The 17,092-nt window shown below is 72.5% G+C and carries 17 protein-coding genes; 9 read left to right on the top strand and 8 right to left on the bottom strand.

Going from position 1 to position 17,092, the window contains the following annotated elements; genetic code table 11:
- Nucleotides 1-54: 54 nt before the first annotated feature.
- Nucleotides 55-306: a hypothetical protein gene (locus tag AVW11_RS32700; protein ID WP_076046837.1), complete on the bottom strand. Its 252-nt coding sequence runs from the start codon at nt 304-306 to the stop codon at nt 55-57.
- 136 nt (nt 307-442) lie between these two features.
- The gene (locus AVW11_RS32695) at nt 443-721 is read right to left on the bottom strand and encodes a DUF3099 domain-containing protein (protein WP_060180276.1); all 279 of its coding nucleotides are present in this window, start codon (nt 719-721) and stop codon (nt 443-445) included.
- A 238-nt stretch (nt 722-959) separates the two neighbouring features.
- Between AVW11_RS32695 and AVW11_RS32690 the strand changes: the two genes are divergently transcribed.
- The gene (locus tag AVW11_RS32690; RefSeq protein WP_030849728.1) at nt 960-1,238 is read left to right on the top strand and encodes a GlsB/YeaQ/YmgE family stress response membrane protein; all 279 of its coding nucleotides are present in this window, start codon (nt 960-962) and stop codon (nt 1,236-1,238) included.
- Between the two features lie 128 nt (nt 1,239-1,366).
- Here the strand turns inward: AVW11_RS32690 and tyrS are convergent, their stop codons facing one another.
- The 3 genes from tyrS to AVW11_RS32675 all read right to left on the bottom strand — a co-directional run bounded on the left by tyrS (nt 1,367) and on the right by AVW11_RS32675 (nt 5,730).
- Entirely contained in the window at nt 1,367-2,635 is a 1,269-nt protein-coding gene (tyrS, locus tag AVW11_RS32685; RefSeq protein WP_060180234.1) for a tyrosine--tRNA ligase, read from the bottom strand.
- Nucleotides 2,636-2,687: 52 nt separating this feature from the next.
- Nucleotides 2,688-4,079 (bottom strand): metallopeptidase TldD-related protein, encoded by a 1,392-nt coding sequence (locus AVW11_RS32680; RefSeq protein ID WP_030849734.1) that lies wholly within the window; start codon nt 4,077-4,079, stop codon nt 2,688-2,690.
- Nucleotides 4,080-4,167: 88 nt separating this feature from the next.
- Entirely contained in the window at nt 4,168-5,730 is a 1,563-nt protein-coding gene (locus AVW11_RS32675) for a TldD/PmbA family protein (protein ID WP_413081427.1), read from the bottom strand.
- A gap of 145 nt (nt 5,731-5,875) precedes the next feature.
- On the opposite strand from AVW11_RS32675, the gene fabG reads away from it, so the two are divergent.
- From fabG to AVW11_RS32660, 3 genes are all read left to right on the top strand, one after another.
- Complete coding sequence (gene fabG / locus AVW11_RS32670) at nt 5,876-6,595, top strand: 3-oxoacyl-[acyl-carrier-protein] reductase (protein WP_030849740.1); 720 nt, start codon at nt 5,876-5,878, stop codon at nt 6,593-6,595.
- A gap of 5 nt (nt 6,596-6,600) precedes the next feature.
- Nucleotides 6,601-7,371 (top strand): enoyl-ACP reductase FabI, encoded by a 771-nt coding sequence (gene fabI, locus AVW11_RS32665; RefSeq protein ID WP_030849743.1) that lies wholly within the window; start codon nt 6,601-6,603, stop codon nt 7,369-7,371.
- Between the two features lie 342 nt (nt 7,372-7,713).
- Entirely contained in the window at nt 7,714-8,094 is a 381-nt protein-coding gene (locus AVW11_RS32660; protein WP_225884687.1) for a hypothetical protein, read from the top strand.
- Here the strand turns inward: AVW11_RS32660 and AVW11_RS32655 are convergent.
- A complete protein-coding gene (locus AVW11_RS32655; protein WP_030849748.1) occupies nt 8,075-8,779 on the bottom strand; it encodes a FadR/GntR family transcriptional regulator in 705 nt (234 codons plus the stop codon). The two genes, AVW11_RS32660 and AVW11_RS32655, sit on opposite strands and share 20 nt — an antisense overlap.
- A gap of 64 nt (nt 8,780-8,843) precedes the next feature.
- Between AVW11_RS32655 and AVW11_RS32650 the strand changes: the two genes are divergently transcribed.
- The 4 genes from AVW11_RS32650 (at nt 8,844) to AVW11_RS32640 (ending at nt 11,270) form a co-directional block, all read left to right on the top strand.
- Nucleotides 8,844-10,145, top strand: coding sequence for a CynX/NimT family MFS transporter (locus AVW11_RS32650; RefSeq protein ID WP_030849751.1), 1,302 nt, complete (start codon nt 8,844-8,846; stop codon nt 10,143-10,145).
- A 5-nt stretch (nt 10,146-10,150) separates the two neighbouring features.
- On the top strand, nt 10,151-10,270 hold the full coding sequence (locus tag AVW11_RS39045; protein WP_257855467.1) for an SGM_5486 family transporter-associated protein: 120 nt from the start codon (nt 10,151-10,153) through the stop codon (nt 10,268-10,270).
- Between the two features lie 173 nt (nt 10,271-10,443).
- Nucleotides 10,444-10,665: a hypothetical protein gene (locus AVW11_RS32645; RefSeq protein WP_030849754.1), complete on the top strand. Its 222-nt coding sequence runs from the start codon at nt 10,444-10,446 to the stop codon at nt 10,663-10,665.
- Nucleotides 10,666-10,748: 83 nt separating this feature from the next.
- Complete coding sequence (locus tag AVW11_RS32640) at nt 10,749-11,270, top strand: SixA phosphatase family protein (protein ID WP_030849757.1); 522 nt, start codon at nt 10,749-10,751, stop codon at nt 11,268-11,270.
- A 94-nt stretch (nt 11,271-11,364) separates the two neighbouring features.
- On the opposite strand, the gene serB is transcribed toward AVW11_RS32640, so the two are convergent.
- Together serB and AVW11_RS32630 are read right to left on the bottom strand one after the other, a co-directional pair.
- The gene (gene serB, locus AVW11_RS32635) at nt 11,365-12,564 is read right to left on the bottom strand and encodes a phosphoserine phosphatase SerB (protein ID WP_030849760.1); all 1,200 of its coding nucleotides are present in this window, start codon (nt 12,562-12,564) and stop codon (nt 11,365-11,367) included.
- A gap of 80 nt (nt 12,565-12,644) precedes the next feature.
- Nucleotides 12,645-14,237 carry a streptophobe family protein gene (locus tag AVW11_RS32630; protein ID WP_338058888.1) on the bottom strand — a complete coding sequence of 531 codons (1,593 nt, stop codon included), beginning with the start codon at nt 14,235-14,237 and terminating at the stop codon, nt 12,645-12,647.
- Between the two features lie 232 nt (nt 14,238-14,469).
- On the opposite strand from AVW11_RS32630, the gene AVW11_RS32625 reads away from it, so the two are divergent.
- Nucleotides 14,470-16,998 (top strand): ABC transporter ATP-binding protein/permease, encoded by a 2,529-nt coding sequence (locus tag AVW11_RS32625; protein WP_076046836.1) that lies wholly within the window; start codon nt 14,470-14,472, stop codon nt 16,996-16,998.
- The last annotated feature ends 94 nt before the right edge of the window (nt 16,999-17,092 follow it).

Below are 17,092 nucleotides of genomic sequence, written 5' to 3'. Positions count from 1 at the left end.
CGGCCGGCCCGCCGGTCCGTACCGGCGGCCGGACGGGCCGGCCGCCGCGCCGGGTCAGCGCAGTCGCTCCGAGCCCTCCGGCTGCACCCACGCGTCGAGCTTCACGACGTCCTTGAGGAAACCGCGCACCCCCAGGAACTGGGAGAGGTGCTCGCGGTGCTCCTCGCACGCCAGCCACGTCTTGCGCCGCTCCGGGGTGTGCAGCGTCGGGTTGTTCCACGCGAGGACCCAGACGGCCGCGTCACGGCAGCCCTTGGCCGAGCAGGTGGGGATGTCACCGGGGGTGGGGGAGTCGGAGGAAGTCACGACCTCACCCTAGAACGGAAAGGCGACGCCGAGCAGCCACGGGGGGAGCTGCCCGGCGTCGGTCCGTCGCTCCGACGGGGGATGCGGAGCGCGTGAGCAGTATGTCACGCAGGACCCGGTGCGGTGCACCGGAACTTCATGATTGATCTGAGCTTTTCTTGAGGTTTCCCGCGTCCAGAGCCGGACGGACGGGAGCCGGGACGAAATGGGACGGCAGCGACGGCGCCGACTCACGGCCCGCGTTGGCGATGACCACGGCCACGTACGGCAGCAGGGCGCCCGCGACGAGCGTCACGACGGCCACGGGGCGCGACACGTTCCACAAGAGCACGGTCGCGATGACCGAAAGGGTCCTGACGGCCATCGAGATCACGTAACGCCGCTGGCGGCCCCGTACGTCCTCGGCGAGCCCCATCCGGGCACCGGTGATCCGGAAGACCTCGGCCCCGTTCCGCTTCTTTCGCTTCACCCGTTCCACGTCCTACCACCCGATCGCCGGCCGGCCCTTCCCCGGACCGGACCCTTCCACGGTACGCCGCCCCCGCCGCCGGGGGGACAGGGGGACCCCCGAGGGCGCCGCCCGAAATGCGCGGTACGTCGGACGGGTCGACACTGGGCCCACGTGCGCACACCGCGCCGGGAGGAGGCTGGACATGAGCTGGTTGTGGGCGATCATCGTCGGTTTCGTACTGGGGCTGATAGCCAAGGCCGTCCTGCCGGGCAAACAGCACCAGCCGCTGTGGCTGACCACGCTGATGGGCATCATCGGCGGCGTCCTCGGCAATGCCGTCGCCGCCTGGATCGGCGTCGCCGACACCCGGGGCATCGACTGGACCCGCCACCTCCTGCAGCTCGCGGGAGCGGTCCTCTTCGTCTTCCTCGGCGAGATGGCCTACAAGGCGATGCGCGGAGGCAGTCGCCAGATGACCTGAGCCGCTCCCGCGGGCATCCGCGCCCCATCGGCGCAAGGACCGCCCCGTGGACGCAGGGGCCGGCCGGACCGTGAAGTCCGAACCGGCCCCTGAGCCGTGTGCCGTACGGGTCGGCCTGCCGCGACGCGTCAGGCGCCGGCGACCTCGACCGCCGCCAGGTTCTTCTTGCCGCGGCGCAGGACCAGCCAGCGCCCGTGCAGCAGGTCCTCCTCGGCGGGGACCGCGTCCTCGGCGGTGACCTTCGTGTTGTTCACGTAGGCGCCGCCCTCCTTAACGGTCCGGCGCCCGGCCGACTTGCTCGCGACCAGACCCGTCTCCGCGAAGAGGTCCACCACCGGGCCCAGCTCCGCCACCTTGGCGTGCGGCAGCTCGGACAGGGCCGCGGCCAGCGTGGCCTCGTCCAGCTCGGCCAGGTCGCCCTGGCCGAACAGCGCCCGCGAAGCGGCGATCACGGCGGCGCACTGGTCGGCGCCGTGCACCAGCGCGGTCAGCTCTTCCGCCAGCGCCCGCTGCGCGGCACGCGCCTGCGGCCGCTCGGCGGTCTGCGCCTCCAGCTCCTCCAGCTCCTCACGGGACTTGAAGGAGAGAATCCGCATGTAGGTGGAGATGTCCCGGTCGTCCACGTTCAGCCAGAACTGGTAGAACGCGTACGGCGTGGTCATCTCCGGGTCCAGCCAGACGGCCCCGCCCTCGGTCTTGCCGAACTTGGTGCCGTCCGCCTTGACCATCAGCGGGGTCGCCATCGCGTGGACGTGCGCGTCCGGCTCGACCCGGTGGATCAGATCGAGGCCGGCCGTCAGGTTGCCCCACTGGTCCGAGCCGCCCTGCTGCAGGGTGCAGCCGTGGCGCCGGTACAGCTCCAGGAAGTCCATGCCCTGGAGCAGCTGGTAGCTGAACTCCGTGTAGCTGATGCCCTGGTCCGACTCCAGCCGCTTGGCGACCGAGTCCTTCGTCAGCATCTTGTTGACGCGGAAGTGCTTGCCGATGTCCCGCAGGAACTCGATGGCGGACATGCCCGCCGTCCAGTCCAGGTTGTTGACCATGACCGCGGCGTTCTCGCCCTCGAAGGACAGGAACGGCTCGATCTGCGAGCGCAGCCGGTTCACCCACTCCGCGATGACCGCGGGGTCGTTCAGGGTGCGCTCGGCGGTCGGACGGGGGTCGCCGATCTGACCGGTGGCCCCGCCGACCAGCGCGAGCGGCCGGTTGCCCGCCAGCTGCAGCCGCCGCATCGTGAGCACCTGCACCAGGTGGCCGACGTGCAGCGAGGCGGCGGTCGGGTCGTAGCCGCAATAGAACGTGACCGGACCGTCCGCGAAGGCCTTGCGCAGCGCTTCTTCGTCGGTGGACTGGGCGAAGAGCCCGCGCCACTTCAGTTCGTCGACGATGTCCGTCACGGTCTCTCGACTCCTTACGTTTTGTGGAAATGCCGTGCTCAGTCTAGGTGGGTCAGACGCCCTTGCTCACCGAACTCATGTTGAAGTCCGGGATGCGGACAGCCGGCATCGCGGCCCGCGTGAACCAGTCGCTCCACTCGCGCGGCAGGGTCTTCTCCGTCCGGCCCGCCTCCGAGGCCCGCGACAGCAGGTCCACGGGGGACTCGTTGAACCGGAAGTTGTTCACCTCGCCGACGACCTGCCCGTTCTCCACCAGGTAGACGCCGTCCCGGGTGAGGCCCGTGAGCAGCAGCGTGGCCGGGTCCACCTCGCGGATGTACCACAGGCAGGTCAGCAGCAGGCCCCGCTCGGTGTCCGCGACCATCTCGTCGAGGGACTTCTCGCCGCCGCCGTCCAGGATCAGGTTCCCGAAGCCGGGGGAGACCGGCAGCCCGGTCAGGCCGGCCGTGTGCCGGGTCGTGGAGAGCCTGGCCAGCTCGCCGTTCGAGATCCACTCGGTCGCCGGGACCGGCAGGCCGTTGTCGAAGGCCGAGACGTCGTCGCCGGAGCTGTGGGCGATGACGAACGGGGCGCACTCCAGGCCGGGCGCGTTCGGGTCGCTGCGCAGGGTCAGCGGCAGCTCGGTGAGCCGCTCGCCGAGCCGGGTGCCGCCGCCGGGCTTGGAGAAGACCGTACGGCCCTCCACCGCGTCTCGCGCCGACGCCGACCACATCTGGTAGATCAGCAGGTCCGCCACGGCCGTCGGCGGCAGCAGGGTCTCGTACCGGCCGGCGGGCAGGTCGATCTTCCGCTCCGCCCAGCCCAGGCGTACGGCGAGCTCCGCGTCCAGCGCGGTCGGGTCCACGTCCTTGAAGTCCCGGGTGGAGCGGCCGGCCCAGGCCGAGCGCAGGCGGTCCGGGGACTTCGCGTTGAGCTCCAGGGTGCCGTTGGGCTGGTCGTGGCGCAGTCGCAGGCCGGTCGAGGTGCCGACGTAGGTGGAGACCAGCTCGTGGTGGGCGAAGCCATACAGCTCCCGGCCGCCCGCCCGGGCCCGGGCGAAGGCCTCGCCGAGGGCCGGGGCGAAGTCCGCGAACACCGCGGAGCCGGTCTCGGCCGGGGCGTCGGTGAAGTCCGGCGACACCGGGGTCCCGGTGACCAGCGGCTGGGCGTCCTCGGCCGGACCCGCGCCCCGCGCGGCCGCCTCGGCGGCCCGCACGAGGGGCTCCAGGTCCTCCGCGGTGACGGCGGAACGCGACACGACCCCCGAGGCCGTGCCCTCCTTGCCGTCGACGGTGGCGATGACCGTCAGGGTCCGGCCGCGGGTGACGCCGTTGGTGGTGAGGGCGTTGCCGGCCCAGCGCAGGTTGGCGCTCGACTCCTCGTCGGCGATGACGACGCATCCGTCGGCGGTGGACAGCTCCAGGGCCCGCTCGACGATCTCGTGCGGCTTGGTCGATCGGCTCATCGGCCGGCCTCCTGCGTGGTGTTCAGACTGTGCCGTCCCGGGGGGCGACCCCCGGACCCCCGGCGGATCCCGTGGTGATCGTGCGTGGTCATCGGCCGGCCTCCTGCGTGGTGTTCAGGATGTTCACGTCGCGGAACAGCGCGGACGGGCAGCCGTGCGAGACCGCCGCGACCTGGCCCGGCTGGGCCTTGCCGCAGTTGAAGGCGCCGCCCAGGACATAGGTCTGCGGGCCGCCGACCTTCTCCATCGAGCCCCAGAAGTCGGTGGTGGTGGCCTGGTAGGCGACGTCGCGCAGCTGCCCGGCCAGCCTGCCGTTCTCGATCCGGAAGAACCGCTGCCCGGTGAACTGGAAGTTGTAGCGCTGCATGTCGATCGACCAGGAGCGGTCGCCGACCACGTAGATCCCGCGCTCCACGCCGCCGATCAGGTCCTCGGTCGACAGCCCGCCGGGATCCGGCTGGAGCGACACGTTCGCCATCCGCTGCACGGGCACGTGCCCGGGGGAGTCGGCGAACGCGCAGCCGTTGGAGCGTCCGAGGCCGGTCAGCTGCGCGATGCGCCGGTCGGTCTGGTAGCCGACCAGGGTGCCGTCCTTGACCAGGTCCCAGCTCTGCGCCTGGACGCCCTCGTCGTCGAAGCCGACGGTGGCCAGCCCGTGCTCGGCGGTGCGGTCGCCCGTCACGTTCATGATCGAGGAGCCGTACTTGAGCTTGCCCAGCTGGTCGAAGGTGGCGAAGGAGGTCCCCGCGTACGCCGCCTCGTAGCCCAGCGCCCGGTCGAGCTCGGTGGCGTGGCCGATGGACTCGTGGATGGTGAGCCACAGGTTGGACGGGTCCACCACCAGGTCGTAGCGGCCGGCCTGCACGCTCGGCGCCCGCATCTTCTCGGCGAGCAGGCCGGGGATCTCCTCCAGCTCGGCGTCCCAGTCCCAGCCGGTGCCCGTCAGGTACTCCCAGCCGCGGCCGGCGGGCGGGGCGATGGTGCGCATCGAGTCGAACTCGCCGGTCGTGCCGTTCACGGCGACCGCCGTGACCTGCGGGTGGATCCGGACCCGCTGCTGCGTGGTGGTGGTCCCCGCGGTGTCGGCGTAGAACTTGTTCTCGTGGACGGCGAGCAGCGAGGCGTCCACGTGGGCGACGCCGTCGGCCGCCAGCAGTCGCGAGCTCCAGTCGGCGAGCAGCGCCGCCTTCTCCGCGTCCGGCACCTCGAAGGGGTTCACCTCGTAGGCGGAGATCCACGTCCGGTCCGCGTGCACCGGCTCCTCGGCGAGCTCCACGCGCTCGTCCGAACCGGCGGCCTTGATCACCTGGGCGGACAGCTTCGCCATGGCCACGGCCTGCGAGGCCACCTTGGCGGCGCCGTCCATCGTGAGGTCGACGCCGGAGGCGAACCCCCAGCTGCCCGCGTGCACGACCCGGACCGCGTAGCCGAGGTCGGTGGTGTCGGACCCGCCGGAGGGCTTGGCGTCGCGCAGCCGCCACGAGGCGCTGCGGATCCGCTCCAGCCGGAAGTCGGCATGCTCGGCGCCCAGCGCGCGGGCCCGGGCGAGCGCCGCGTCGGCGAGCGCCCGCAAGGGCAGCGCGGTGAAGGCCGCGTCGATGGAATGGGGCACGGAAGTCCTCCCGGGGTCGGGGACGGTCGCCCCGATCATGTCGTGATCGGGGCGCTTGTGCCTACATCTTTCTGTAGGGACTCGACAGAGCCCGCTGCGAGGCCCTGTCGGGGGTCGATTCCCCGGACGAGCGATGCGACCTATAGGTTTTCGGTATTCAGACCGCTAGCGAAAGGGTGATCCGTTGAGCCGCTCGGTTCTCGTCACCGGAGGAAACCGGGGCATCGGCCTCGCCATCGCCCGAGCCTTCGCGGAGGCGGGCGACAAGGTCGCGATCACGTACCGGTCGGGTGAGCCGCCGCAGGCCCTGACCGATCTCGGTGTCCTGGCGGTGCGGTGCGACATCACCGACTCCGAGCAGGTGGAGCAGGCCTACAAGCAGATCGAGGAAGCGCACGGCGCGGTCGAGGTGCTCGTGGCCAACGCCGGCATCACCAAGGACACGCTGCTGATGCGGATGTCCGAGGAGGACTTCGCCTCGGTCGTCGACACCAACCTCACCGGCACCTTCCGGGTGGTCAAGCGCGCGAACCGCGGCATGCTCCGCGCGAAGAAGGGCCGCGTCGTCCTGATCTCCTCGGTCGTCGGGCTCCTCGGCTCGGCGGGGCAGGCCAACTACGCCGCCTCCAAGGCCGCGCTGGTCGGCTTCGCCCGCTCGCTCGCCCGCGAGCTGGGCTCCCGCAACATCACCTTCAACGTGGTCGCGCCCGGGTTCGTGGACACCGACATGACGAAGGTGCTCACCGACGAGCAGCGCGCGGGGATCGTGGCGCAGGTGCCGCTCGCCCGCTACGCGCAGCCCGAGGAGATCGCGGCAGCCGTCCGCTTCCTGGCGTCCGACGACGCCGCGTACATCACCGGAGCCGTCATTCCCGTTGACGGCGGATTGGGCATGGGTCACTGATCACCATGAGCGGAATTCTCGAGGGCAAGCGCATCCTCATCACGGGGGTGCTGATGGAGTCCTCCATCGCCTTCCACACGGCCAAGCTGGCGCAGGAGCAGGGCGCCGAGGTCATCCTCACCGCGTGGCCGCGCCCGTCGCTGACGGAGCGCATCGCGAAGAAGCTGCCCAAGCCGGTCAAGGTGATCGAGCTCGACGTCACCAACGACGAGCACCTGGCCCGCCTGGAGGGCCTCGTCCGCGACGAGCTCGGCGGCCTCGACGGTGTCGTGCACTCCATCGGCTTCGCGCCGCAGGACGCCCTCGGCGGCAACTTCCTGAACACGCCGTTCGAGTCGGTCGCCACCGCCATGCACGTCTCGGCGTTCTCGCTGAAGTCGCTGACCATGGCCTGCAAGCCGCTGTTCCCGGCGGAGGGCGGAGCCGTCGTCGGCCTCACCTTCGACGCGCAGTTCGCCTGGCCGCAGTACGACTGGATGGGCCCGGCCAAGGCCGCGCTGGAGGCCACCAGCCGCTACCTCGCCCGCGACCTGGGCAAGGAGAACATCCGCTGCAACCTGGTCTCGGCGGGCCCGATCGGCTCCATGGCCGCGAAGTCCATCCCGGGATTCGGCGAGCTGGCCGAGGTCTGGAACACCCGCTCCATGCTGTCGTGGGACATGAGCGACCCGGAGCCGACCGGCCGAGGCGTCGTCGCCCTGCTGTCGGACTGGTTCCCGAAGACCACCGGCGAGATCGTCCACGTGGACGGCGGCGTCCACGCGATGGGTGCCTGACCCCAGGTCAGAACAGCGTGTCGTACGGCGGCGGCCGCGCCTTCCCTCCGGGAGGCGCAGCCGCCGCCGTCGTCGTTGTGCGCGCCGGGCGCCCGGCGGGGCCGGGGCCGGCCCGGCCGCGGCGCGGGCGGGCCAGGGCGGGCCACGCCCGCGGGCCAGGGCGGGCCGCAGGGGCGCCCCTCGCTCGGATGTTCACCGGCCGACCGGATCTTCCCGAGTCGAAAACCGGGACAGATACCTGCAAACTGGCCAGGTCGGGATCTGCCCGGCTCCGGCGGGGAGGAGGCAGGAGTGCGCACCAGGCCGAGCCGAGCGGTATCGATACTGGTCACATCGGTGATCGTGACCGGACTCCTGATCCCGGCCGTGGCCGCACAGACCCCCGCAGAAGAAGCCGCCACCGGCCCCGAGGCGGCGGCCCCGGCCGTCGTGGACCTCTCCGACATCCCCGCCGAACCCCCCGCGCAGCCCTCGCGCCCCGCCGCCCGCGAACTCTTCGGCGCCGACTGCGCCACCTCGATCGAGGGCTCCCAGGTGACCGCCCACTGCCACAACGCCTATCCGGAGACCGACCTGGTGAGCCTGCACGTCGAGTGCGACCGCTGGTGGGACCTGGACGGCGACGGCGCGGCCGTGGCCGTCGGCCCGGCCGCCCGGGCCGAGCTCACCGGCCGCTGCTGGAAGGAGGTCCGCGCGGCCTGGGTCAGCCACCGGCGGCCGTGACCGCACCCCCCGGTGCGTCCTTGCCCAGGCACACGAAGGGGTAGCCCGCGGCCTCCGAGGCCGCCGCGTCCCCGTCCCCGCGCCGGATCGCCTCGATCAGCCGGGCGTGGTCGAGATGGGCCGCAGGGTCCAGCACGGTGCCCACATCGGCCCGCAGCCAGTCGGCCACCAGCTCGCCGAGGTCCGCGTACAGCTCGATCAGCACGTCGTTGTGCGACGCCGCCACCACCGCCATGTGCAGGCTCACGTCCGCCGCCACGAAGACCTCCGCGTCCCCGCTCGCCCAGGCCTCCTCGCGGCGCGCCAGCAGGGCGTCCAGCTGGAGCAGGTCCCGGTCCGTGCGCCGCCGCGCCGCCAGCCGGGCCGCCGAGGACTCCAGGGTGGAGCGCACCTCGGCGATGTGCCTCGGCTCCGCCGCGGCGAAGCGCCGGTGCATGACGCCGGCCAGCTCGCTGGTCGCGATGACGTACGTGCCCGAGCCCTGCCGGATGTCGAGCAGGCCGTTGTGCGCCAGCGCGCGCACGGCCTCGCGCACGGTGTTGCGCGCGACGCCCATCAGCTCCACGAGCTCCGGCTCGGTGGGGATGCGCGATCCCACCGGCCACTCCCCGGAGGTGATCTGGTTGCGCAGCTGGGCGATCACCTGATCGACGAGCGCGGAGCGCCGGGGCGAGGTCAGCGGCATGGGTTCCTCTCACGTGCGGACGGCGACTGGACAACCAATCATCCCATGATTCTATGATGGTTGAATGTCCGAGGAAGAAACCACGACGCTCGACCGACCCGCCGCAGACCGCGCCGGGACCCCCCTCCCGCACGCGACGGCGCAGCCGACCTGGCTCGGCCCGGTCCTCATCGTCGGAATCGTCCTGGCCGCCCTCAACCTGCGCCCCGCCATCACCAGCCTCGGCGCCCTCTTCGAAGAGACCCGCACCGGTCTGGGCATGAGCGGCACCGTCGCCGGACTGATCACCTCCGTCCCGGCCCTGTGCTTCGCCGTCTTCGGCGTCACCGCGCCCCGCCTCTCCCGCCGCTTCGGCCCGGTCGCCGTCGTCTGCGCCGGCATGGCCGCCGTCGCCGCCGGGCTGCTGATCCGGCCCTTCGCGAGCGGCGCCGCCGGCTTCCTCGCCGCCAGCGCCCTGTCCCTGGCCGGCATAGCCCTCACCAACGTCCTGCTCCCGGTGATCGTCAAGCGCTACTTCCCCGACCGGGTCGGCACCATGACCGGCCTCTACTCCATGGCCCTGGCCGCCGGCACCTCGCTCGCCGCCGCCGCCACCGTCCCCCTCACCGAAGCCCTCGGCGGCAGCTGGCGCACCGGCCTGCTGATATGGGCCTGCCTCGCCGTGGCCGCCGTACTGCTCTGGCTGCCCATCACCCGGGCCGCCCGCCGCGCCGACCGTGCCCAGGCCGCGGCCACCGGCTCCGGCGCGAGCGCCGCCGTACGGGCCGACGCCGGCCCGCGGGTCGTCCGCAGCCGCACCGCCTGGGCCCTGGCCTGCTACTTCGGCCTCCAGGCCACCGGCGCGTACATCACCATGGGCTGGCTCCCGCAGATCTTCCGCGACGCCGGGGTCTCCGCCTCCACCGCCGGCGTCCTGCTCGCCGTCACCATGGTCATGGGAGTCCCGCTCGCCTTCGTCATCCCGGGCCTCGCCGGCCGTATGAGGAACCAGGGCGCCATCGCCGTCACCCTCGGCGTCTTCGGCCTCACCGGCTACCTCGGGCTCTCCTTCGCCCCCGCCGCCGGAGCGTGGGCCTGGGCCCTCCTGCTCGGCGTCTCCAACTGCGCGTTCCCCCTCGTCATCACCATGATCGGACTGCGCGCCAAGTCCCCGGCCGGCGTGGTCAGGCTCTCCGCCTTCGCCCAGAGCACCGGCTACCTCATCTCCATCCCCGGCCCGCTCGTCATCGGCACCCTCTACCAGCACAGCGGAGGCTGGGACCTGCCCCTCGCCCTGATGGCCGGCCTGCTCGTCCCGCAGATCGCCCTCGGCGTCCTCGCAGGCAGGGACCGCACGATCGAGGACGAGTGCGGCATGCGAGACTGACCGGCATGTCACCCGTACTCGAACCCAACCCGGAGGGCGGCCGCAGGAAGCTCGGCCTCGTCCTCGGCGCCATGCTCGTCGTCTCCGTGATCATCTCCGTGATCGCGACGATCGCCTCCCCGTGACGACGTGCCCGTGACGCCGGCCGCCGCACGCGGGGGTGGGGATACCCCCACCCACCCCTAGGGGGTCAGGCTCAGGGTGAAGTGGGGTGTGCCCCGGATGGGAACCGCCGGCCCGAATCCATAGATTCGAAGGGCAGCGAGCCAGTCCGGTCCACACACCCACGGAGGCGGCCATGTCGGCCCCCACGCACACCCGGTCCCTCCCGTCCGTCCGCCGGACGCGCACCGCGACCCCCGCGAGCACCCGGCTGCACTGGTGGGCGCTGGCCCTGCCCGCACTCGCCTTCGGCCTCCTCCTGCTGCTCCTCGCCGGCTCCGGCGAGGCACACGCCGCCACCGGCGAGGTATCCGGTCTCGTGCAGGTCGCCGAACAGCTCCTGCGCGCCGTCGGCTGACCTCCCGAGCGCCCCTCACCACCCGGGATGAGCCCCCTCAACACCCTGCGCCCCATGGCCCGTTTCGTGCGAAGCTGGGAGCCATGAGCGCAGACACACCCCGCAGGATCGCACTCCTCCGGCATGCCAAGGCCGACTGGCCCGACGTGTCCGACCACGACCGCCCGCTGGCGGAACGGGGCCGCAAGGACGCGCCCGCCGTCGGTCTGAAGCTCGCCGAGACCGGCATCGTCTTCGACCTGGCCCTCTGCTCCACCGCGGCCCGCACCCGCGAGACCTGGAAGCTCGCCGTGCAGGAGATGCCGCACCGGCCGAAGACCCACTACGAGGAGCGGATCTACGACGCTTCGCCGGGCGAGCTCATCGCCCTGCTGAACGAGGTCTCCGACGAGGTCCGCGACCTCCTCGTCATCGGCCACAACCCCGGCATGCACGCCCTCGCCGACGCCCTCGCCGGGCGCGCGGAGGGGGACACCCTGGCACGGATGACCCGTACGGGATTCCCGACCGCCGCGCTCGCCGTCGTCTCCTTCACCGGCTCGTGGAAATCCCTGGAGCACGGGGTCGGCACCCTGCTGGACTACTGGACCCCCAAGGGGCACTGACCGCCGCCGCACGCGAAGGGGCCCCGGCAGCCGCACCGGCCGCCGGGGCCCACCCGTGTCCGGGGACCGGGGCGCCTCGCGCACCCGTGACGGATCAGGCCAGGTCGGCCGCCTCGATCTCCTCCCGGGTGATCCCCAGCAGGTACAGCACCGCGTCGAGGAAGGGCACGTTCACCGCGGTGTGCGCGGCCTCGCGGACCACCGGCTTGGCGTTGAAGGCCACGCCCAGCCCGGCCGCGTTCAGCATGTCCAGGTCGTTGGCGCCATCGCCGATGGCCACCGTCTGGGACAGCGGTACGTCGGCCTCGGCGGCGAAGCGCCGCAGCAGCCGGGCCTTGCCCGCCCGGTCCACGATCTCCCCGGTGACCTTGCCCGTCAGCTTCCCGTCGACGATCTCCAGGGTGTTGGCCGAGGCGAAGTCCAGCCCCAGCCGCTCCCGCAGGTCGTCCGTCACCTGGGTGAAGCCGCCGGAGACCACGCCCACCTGGTAGCCGAGCCGCTTGAGCGTACGGATCAGGGTCCGCGCACCCGGCGTCAGCTGCACCTCGGCGCGGACCTTGTCCACGACGGACGCGTCCAGGCCCGCCAGCAGCGCCACCCGGGCGTGCAGGGACTGCTCGAAGTCCAGCTCGCCGCGCATGGCCCGCTCGGTGACCTCGGCGACCTCGGCCTCGCACCCGGCATGGGCGGCGAAGAGCTCGATCACCTCGTCCTGGATGAGGGTCGAGTCCACGTCCATGACGACCAGGCGCTGCGCCCGGCGGTGCAGACCCGCCGACACCACGGCGATGTCCACGCCGATGTGCGCGGCGGCCGTGGCCAGCGCGGTGCGCAGCGGCTCGGTCTCCACGCCGGAGACGGCGAACTCCACCGCGGTCACCGGGTACTTGGCCAGTCGGAAGATACGGTCGATGTTGCCGCCGGCCCCGGTGATCTCCGCGGCGATGACGGCCGTGGACTCCGCGGTGAGCGGATGCCCGAGCACGGTGACGTGGGACCGGCCGCTGCCGCGCGGCCGGTTGTCGCCCGTGCCGGAGAGGATCTCGGCCTGCAGCTTGAGCGATTCGGCCCAGCTGTGGACGGTGGCCCGCAGGTCGCCCTCGGTACCGCCGGCGGGCTTGGTGACGAGGGCGCACAGGACGATGCGGCCACGGGTGACGACCTGCTCGATGTCGACGACGTCGACGGAGTAGGCGGCGAGGGTGTCGAACAGCCCGGCGGTGATCCCGGGACGGTCCTTGCCGAAGATCTTGACGAGGAGGGTGGGGACGTCGGAGGTCTGCGATGCGCTCATGGTGCCCTCACCGTATCTTCCCGGCTCCCGCGACAGGACCCCCGTCCCATTTCCTGAACGTGCCGCGTCCCGCCCGGCCGTCACCGCGGCGGGGCGGGCGGCCCCGGCGGTTTCGGCGGCGGCGGCGCGCCCGGCGGGGGCGGCGGGGTGAAGGGCGGCCGCTGCGGGGGCCGGGTGCGCCGCGGCGGATGCGGCGGGATGCCGGTGACCGTCACGTCCCAGGAGACGTCCGGATCCAGGTACGGAACGACCCACCCCGGCGGCCCACCCGTACCGCCCGGCGCACCCGGCCCACCCATACCGCCCGGCGCCCCGGGCGCCCCCGGGCCCGCTCCGTGCGGGCCCGTGGGCGCACCGGGATCCACCGGGGCGGCCCGGCCCGCACCGGCCGCGCCGCCCGGGGCCCCGGCCACCGCGCCCGCGGCCCGGCGCCGGCCCGCCAGCACCGCGCCGGCCGCACCGGCCAGCGCACCCCACACCGAGCCCAGCAGCAGGGCGTACGGGACGTCCCCCCGCAGCTCCACCCCGGCGTCCACCATGTCCACGCCCAGCACCGCCAGCGAGGCGTCCGCCGACAGCCGCGTCAGCCGCACCAGCACCGCCAGGGCCACCCCGGTCACCGCCCCCAGCCGCACCGCGCACCCCGCGACGCCCCGCCCGGGAGTCCGTACGGCCGCCAGCACGCCCGCGGCGAGCAGCAGCAGCCACACCCCCGCGACCAGCAGCCAGACCCGCTCGTCGTACTCCGCGAGCCCCGCCACCGTCACCGGCTCCCGCAGGGAGGCGGACAGCAGCTCGTCCAGGGGATCGGGCAGCAGCCGCGCCGGCTCGCCGGCGGCCCCGCCGCGCAGCGGCACGAACAGTCCCAGCAGCACCCCCAGCCAGCTCCCGTTCGGAGCGCCCAGCAGCGCGGCGCCCAGCACCCGCCGGGGATGTTCGTCCCCCGCCGCCGCCCACACCGCCGCGGCCAGCCCCGCCGCCACCGCGACCAGCAGGGCCGTCACCACCGCCGACGCGGCGGGCCGCACCCGGGCGAGCACGGCGGGCCCGCGCCGCGAGACCAGCAGCGCCACCGCCAGCACCGCGAGCGCCCACACGCCCGCGCCCAGCAGGGTCGCCCCGGGCTCCACGGAGAAACCCACCCGGGTCCGCGCCTCGACCAGGTCCGCCACCCGGTCCGGGAGGAGCCCGCCGATGTCCCCGATCCCCGGCACCTCGACCCGCACCGGCGTGCCCGGCAGCGACGCGCCGTCGAGCGTGACCACGTCGTGCCCGGCCCACGCCAGCCCGCCCGCCGTCGCGACGAGCAGTGCCGTGAACGCCACGACCCTGGCCGCCGTCTCGCCCGGGCCCGCCCCGGCCCGCAGCGAGCGCAGGAACACCCCGGCCAGCACCAGGGCGCCGGCCAGCGACACCCCCAAGGGCATGACGTCCAGGGAGGTTTCGGCCCCCGCCCCGGCAACCCCGAACACCGAGACGTCACCCGAAGGGTCCACGGTTCCACCGATGGCGAGGACCACCACGGCGGCCGTCATCGGCCCGAGCGAACCCCCGGCAGCGTCCGCGCCCAGCAGGTGCAGCCCCACGCCGGCCACCCCCGCCATCGCGATCAGGGCCCAGCCCACCGCGGCAACGGCGGACAGCAGCACGTCTCCCCAACGGATGCGGCGCACGCGGTGGACCCCCGATGCATGCCGAGCGGTATACGACGGGACCCCCGGTCGAGAAGTCCCCTATCTCACTCTCCGGGTGACTTTCGACCCCGTCAACGGGCAGACGTAGACGCCCGGGCCAGGCCCGGATTCCACATACGGCGGCAGGCCTGAAATAGTTCCCCCGGATGTTCGCCATCCCTAGACTCCCTGACGTCATGGGGGATTCTCGGGGGACTTAAGTGGGGCTGGAGTGCCGGAACTCGTACTGGAATTGAATGGCAGGACCTGGACGCTCGATCCGTCCAGGTCGTACTCGCTGGGGCGCGACCCCCAGGGAGACGTGGTGATCGACGATGCGCGGGTGTCGTGGCGGCACGCCACCATCGCCTGGAACGGCCAGGGTTGGGGGCTCGAGGACCACGGCAGCACCAACGGCACCTATGTGCAGGGGGCGAGGGTCCAGCAGACTGCGCTGGTGCCCGGCACGCCGGTCCACCTGGGCAACGCCACCGACGGCCCGCGGCTGAATCTGAGCGCCGCCGCGCCGCAGCCGGCCGTGGCCCAGCAGCAGGCGCAGCAGACCCCGGCCCAGGCGTACGCCCAGCCGCAGGCGGCCGCCTACCAGGCTCCGCAGCAGCCGCAGCAGGCCTGGAACCAGCAGCAGCACCAGCAGCCGCAGCAGCCGCAGGCCCACCTCCCGCACCAGCAGGGCGGCGGCGCCGCGCCCCGCCCGGCGCAGGGCGGAGCGCCCGGCTACGGCGGCGACCGCAGCCCGACGACGTTCCACCAGCTCTCGCTGGGCCACGTCATGCGGATCGGCCGTGCGCTGGAGAACGAGTTGGTGGTCTCCGACCTCCAGGTCTCGCGCCACCACGCCGAATTCCACTCGATGCCCGGCGGCCGCTTCGAGATCCGTGACCTCGGCAGCCACAACGGCACCTACGTCAACGGTCAGCCGCTGCCCAAGTCCGGGACCCAGCTCCTCGGCCCGAACGACATCGTGGGCGTCGGCCACTCGACGTTCCGGATCGTCGGCGACCGCCTCGAGGAGTTCGTCGACACCGGTGAGGTCTCCTTCTCGGCCCGCCACCTCACGGTCACGGTCGACGGCGGCAAGCAGATCCTCAAGGACGTCACCTTCGGCGTCCCGGAGAAGTCGCTGATCGGCGTCATCGGCCCGTCCGGCTCCGGCAAGTCCACCCTGCTCAAGGCGCTGACCGGCTACCGGCCCGCCGACCAGGGCGACGTCCTGTACGACAACCGCAACCTGTACAAGCAGTTCGCGGAGCTCCGCCAGCGCATCGGCCTGGTCCCGCAGGACGACATCCTGCACAAGGAGCTGAGGGTCAGCACCGCGCTCAAGTACGCGGCCAAGCTCCGCTTCCCCGGCGACACCGCCGAGGCCGAGCGCGCCGCCCGCATCGACGAGGTGCTGCGCGAGCTCAAGCTCGACATCCACAAGGACAAGAAGATCACCGCGCTCTCCGGTGGCCAGCGCAAGCGCGTCTCCGTCGCCCTGGAGCTGCTCACCAAGCCCTCGCTGATCTTCCTGGACGAGCCGACCTCCGGCCTCGACCCGGGCATGGACCGCGACGTCATGCAGCTGCTGCGCGGCCTGGCCGACGACGGCCGCACGGTCCTCGTCGTCACCCACTCCGTCGCCGAGCTGTCGCTCTGCGACAAGCTGCTGGTCATGGCCCCGGGCGGGTCCGTCGCCTACTTCGGCCCGCCGGACGAGGCGCTGAACTTCTTCGGCTACGGCACGTGGGCGGACGTCTTCTCGGCCTTCGAGAACTACCGCGACTACGACTGGGCCGGCCGCTGGAAGGGCTCGCAGCACTACCAGCTCTACGCCGCCGAGCTCGACGCGGTCGCCCCGCAGCCGGTCGTCATGCCGTCGGCCCAGCAGATGCGCCCGACCAAGCCGCAGGGCTGGGGCTCGCAGCTGTGGACGCTGATCCGCCGCTACGTCTCGGTGATCGCGTCGGACAAGGGCTTCATGGGCCTGATGCTGATCCTGCCGGCCGTCCTGGGCGTGGTCTCCACGGTCATCCCCGCGACCTTCGGCCTGGCGCCGCCGACCCCGCCGTCGCGCTTCAACGGCGACGCGGGCACGATCATGCTGATCCTCGCGGTCGGCATGTGCTTCTCCGGCGCAGCCAACTCGGTCCGAGAGCTGATCAAGGAACGCGTCATCTACGAGCGCGAGCGCGCGACCGGCCTGTCCCGGTCGGCGTACCTCATGTCGAAGGTGATCGTCCTCGGCTTCATCACGGCCCTCCAGGGCGTGATCATCTGCGCGATCGGCTTCACCCCGCGCGACCTGCCCCTCGATGGCCTGCTGATGCCGCCGGCGGTCGAGCTGTGCCTGTCGGTCATCGCGCTCGGCTTCACCTCGATGATGTTCGGCCTGGTGATCTCCTCGCTGGTGAAGACCGCCGAGAAGACCATGCCGCTGCTGGTCATGTTCGCGATCGTCCAGGTCGTCTTCACCGGCATCCTCTTCCAGGTCTACGACTCCCCGGGCCTGGAGCAGTTCGCCTGGCTGATGCCGTCCCGCTGGGCCATCGCCGCCGCCGGCGCCACCCTGGACCTCGGCAAGCTCATGCCGCCGTGGGACCAGGACAACCCGACCAACACCGACCCGCTCTGGGACGCCACGGTCGGCCAGTGGAGCCTGAACATCATCGTGCTGCTGGCCCTCGGCATCGCCTGCGGGTTCCTGGTGCAGCGCCTCCTGCGCCGCCACGAGCCCGAGGTCATGCGCGCGGGCAAGTGACACCGGACGGCAGACATGCCGAAGGGCGGCACCCGGGATCCGGGTGCCGCCCTTCGGCGCGTGGGGGGGGGGGCGAGGACCGCCGCAGGGCTAG

This window comes from Streptomyces amritsarensis (genome assembly GCF_001953875.1).
Lineage (GTDB): Bacteria > Actinomycetota > Actinomycetes > Streptomycetales > Streptomycetaceae > Streptomyces > Streptomyces amritsarensis.
This window is presented reverse-complemented; position numbering and strand designations above follow the sequence as displayed.

Coding starts and splice junctions, on each gene's coding strand:
- AVW11_RS32695 (WP_060180276.1), bottom strand. CDS start 721: ATGGGGCTCGCCGAGGACGTACGGGGCCGCCAGCGGCGTTACGTGATC.
- AVW11_RS32690 (WP_030849728.1), top strand. CDS start 960: ATGAGCTGGTTGTGGGCGATCATCGTCGGTTTCGTACTGGGGCTGATA.
- AVW11_RS32680 (WP_030849734.1), bottom strand. CDS start 4,079: ATGAGCCGATCGACCAAGCCGCACGAGATCGTCGAGCGGGCCCTGGAG.
- AVW11_RS32675 (WP_413081427.1), bottom strand. CDS start 5,730: ATGATCGGGGCGACCGTCCCCGACCCCGGGAGGACTTCCGTGCCCCAT.
- fabI (WP_030849743.1), top strand. CDS start 6,601: ATGAGCGGAATTCTCGAGGGCAAGCGCATCCTCATCACGGGGGTGCTG.
- AVW11_RS32655 (WP_030849748.1), bottom strand. CDS start 8,779: ATGCCGCTGACCTCGCCCCGGCGCTCCGCGCTCGTCGATCAGGTGATC.
- AVW11_RS32650 (WP_030849751.1), top strand. CDS start 8,844: ATGTCCGAGGAAGAAACCACGACGCTCGACCGACCCGCCGCAGACCGC.
- AVW11_RS39045 (WP_257855467.1), top strand. CDS start 10,151: ATGTCACCCGTACTCGAACCCAACCCGGAGGGCGGCCGCAGGAAGCTC.
- AVW11_RS32645 (WP_030849754.1), top strand. CDS start 10,444: ATGTCGGCCCCCACGCACACCCGGTCCCTCCCGTCCGTCCGCCGGACG.
- AVW11_RS32640 (WP_030849757.1), top strand. CDS start 10,749: ATGAGCGCAGACACACCCCGCAGGATCGCACTCCTCCGGCATGCCAAG.
- serB (WP_030849760.1), bottom strand. CDS start 12,564: ATGAGCGCATCGCAGACCTCCGACGTCCCCACCCTCCTCGTCAAGATC.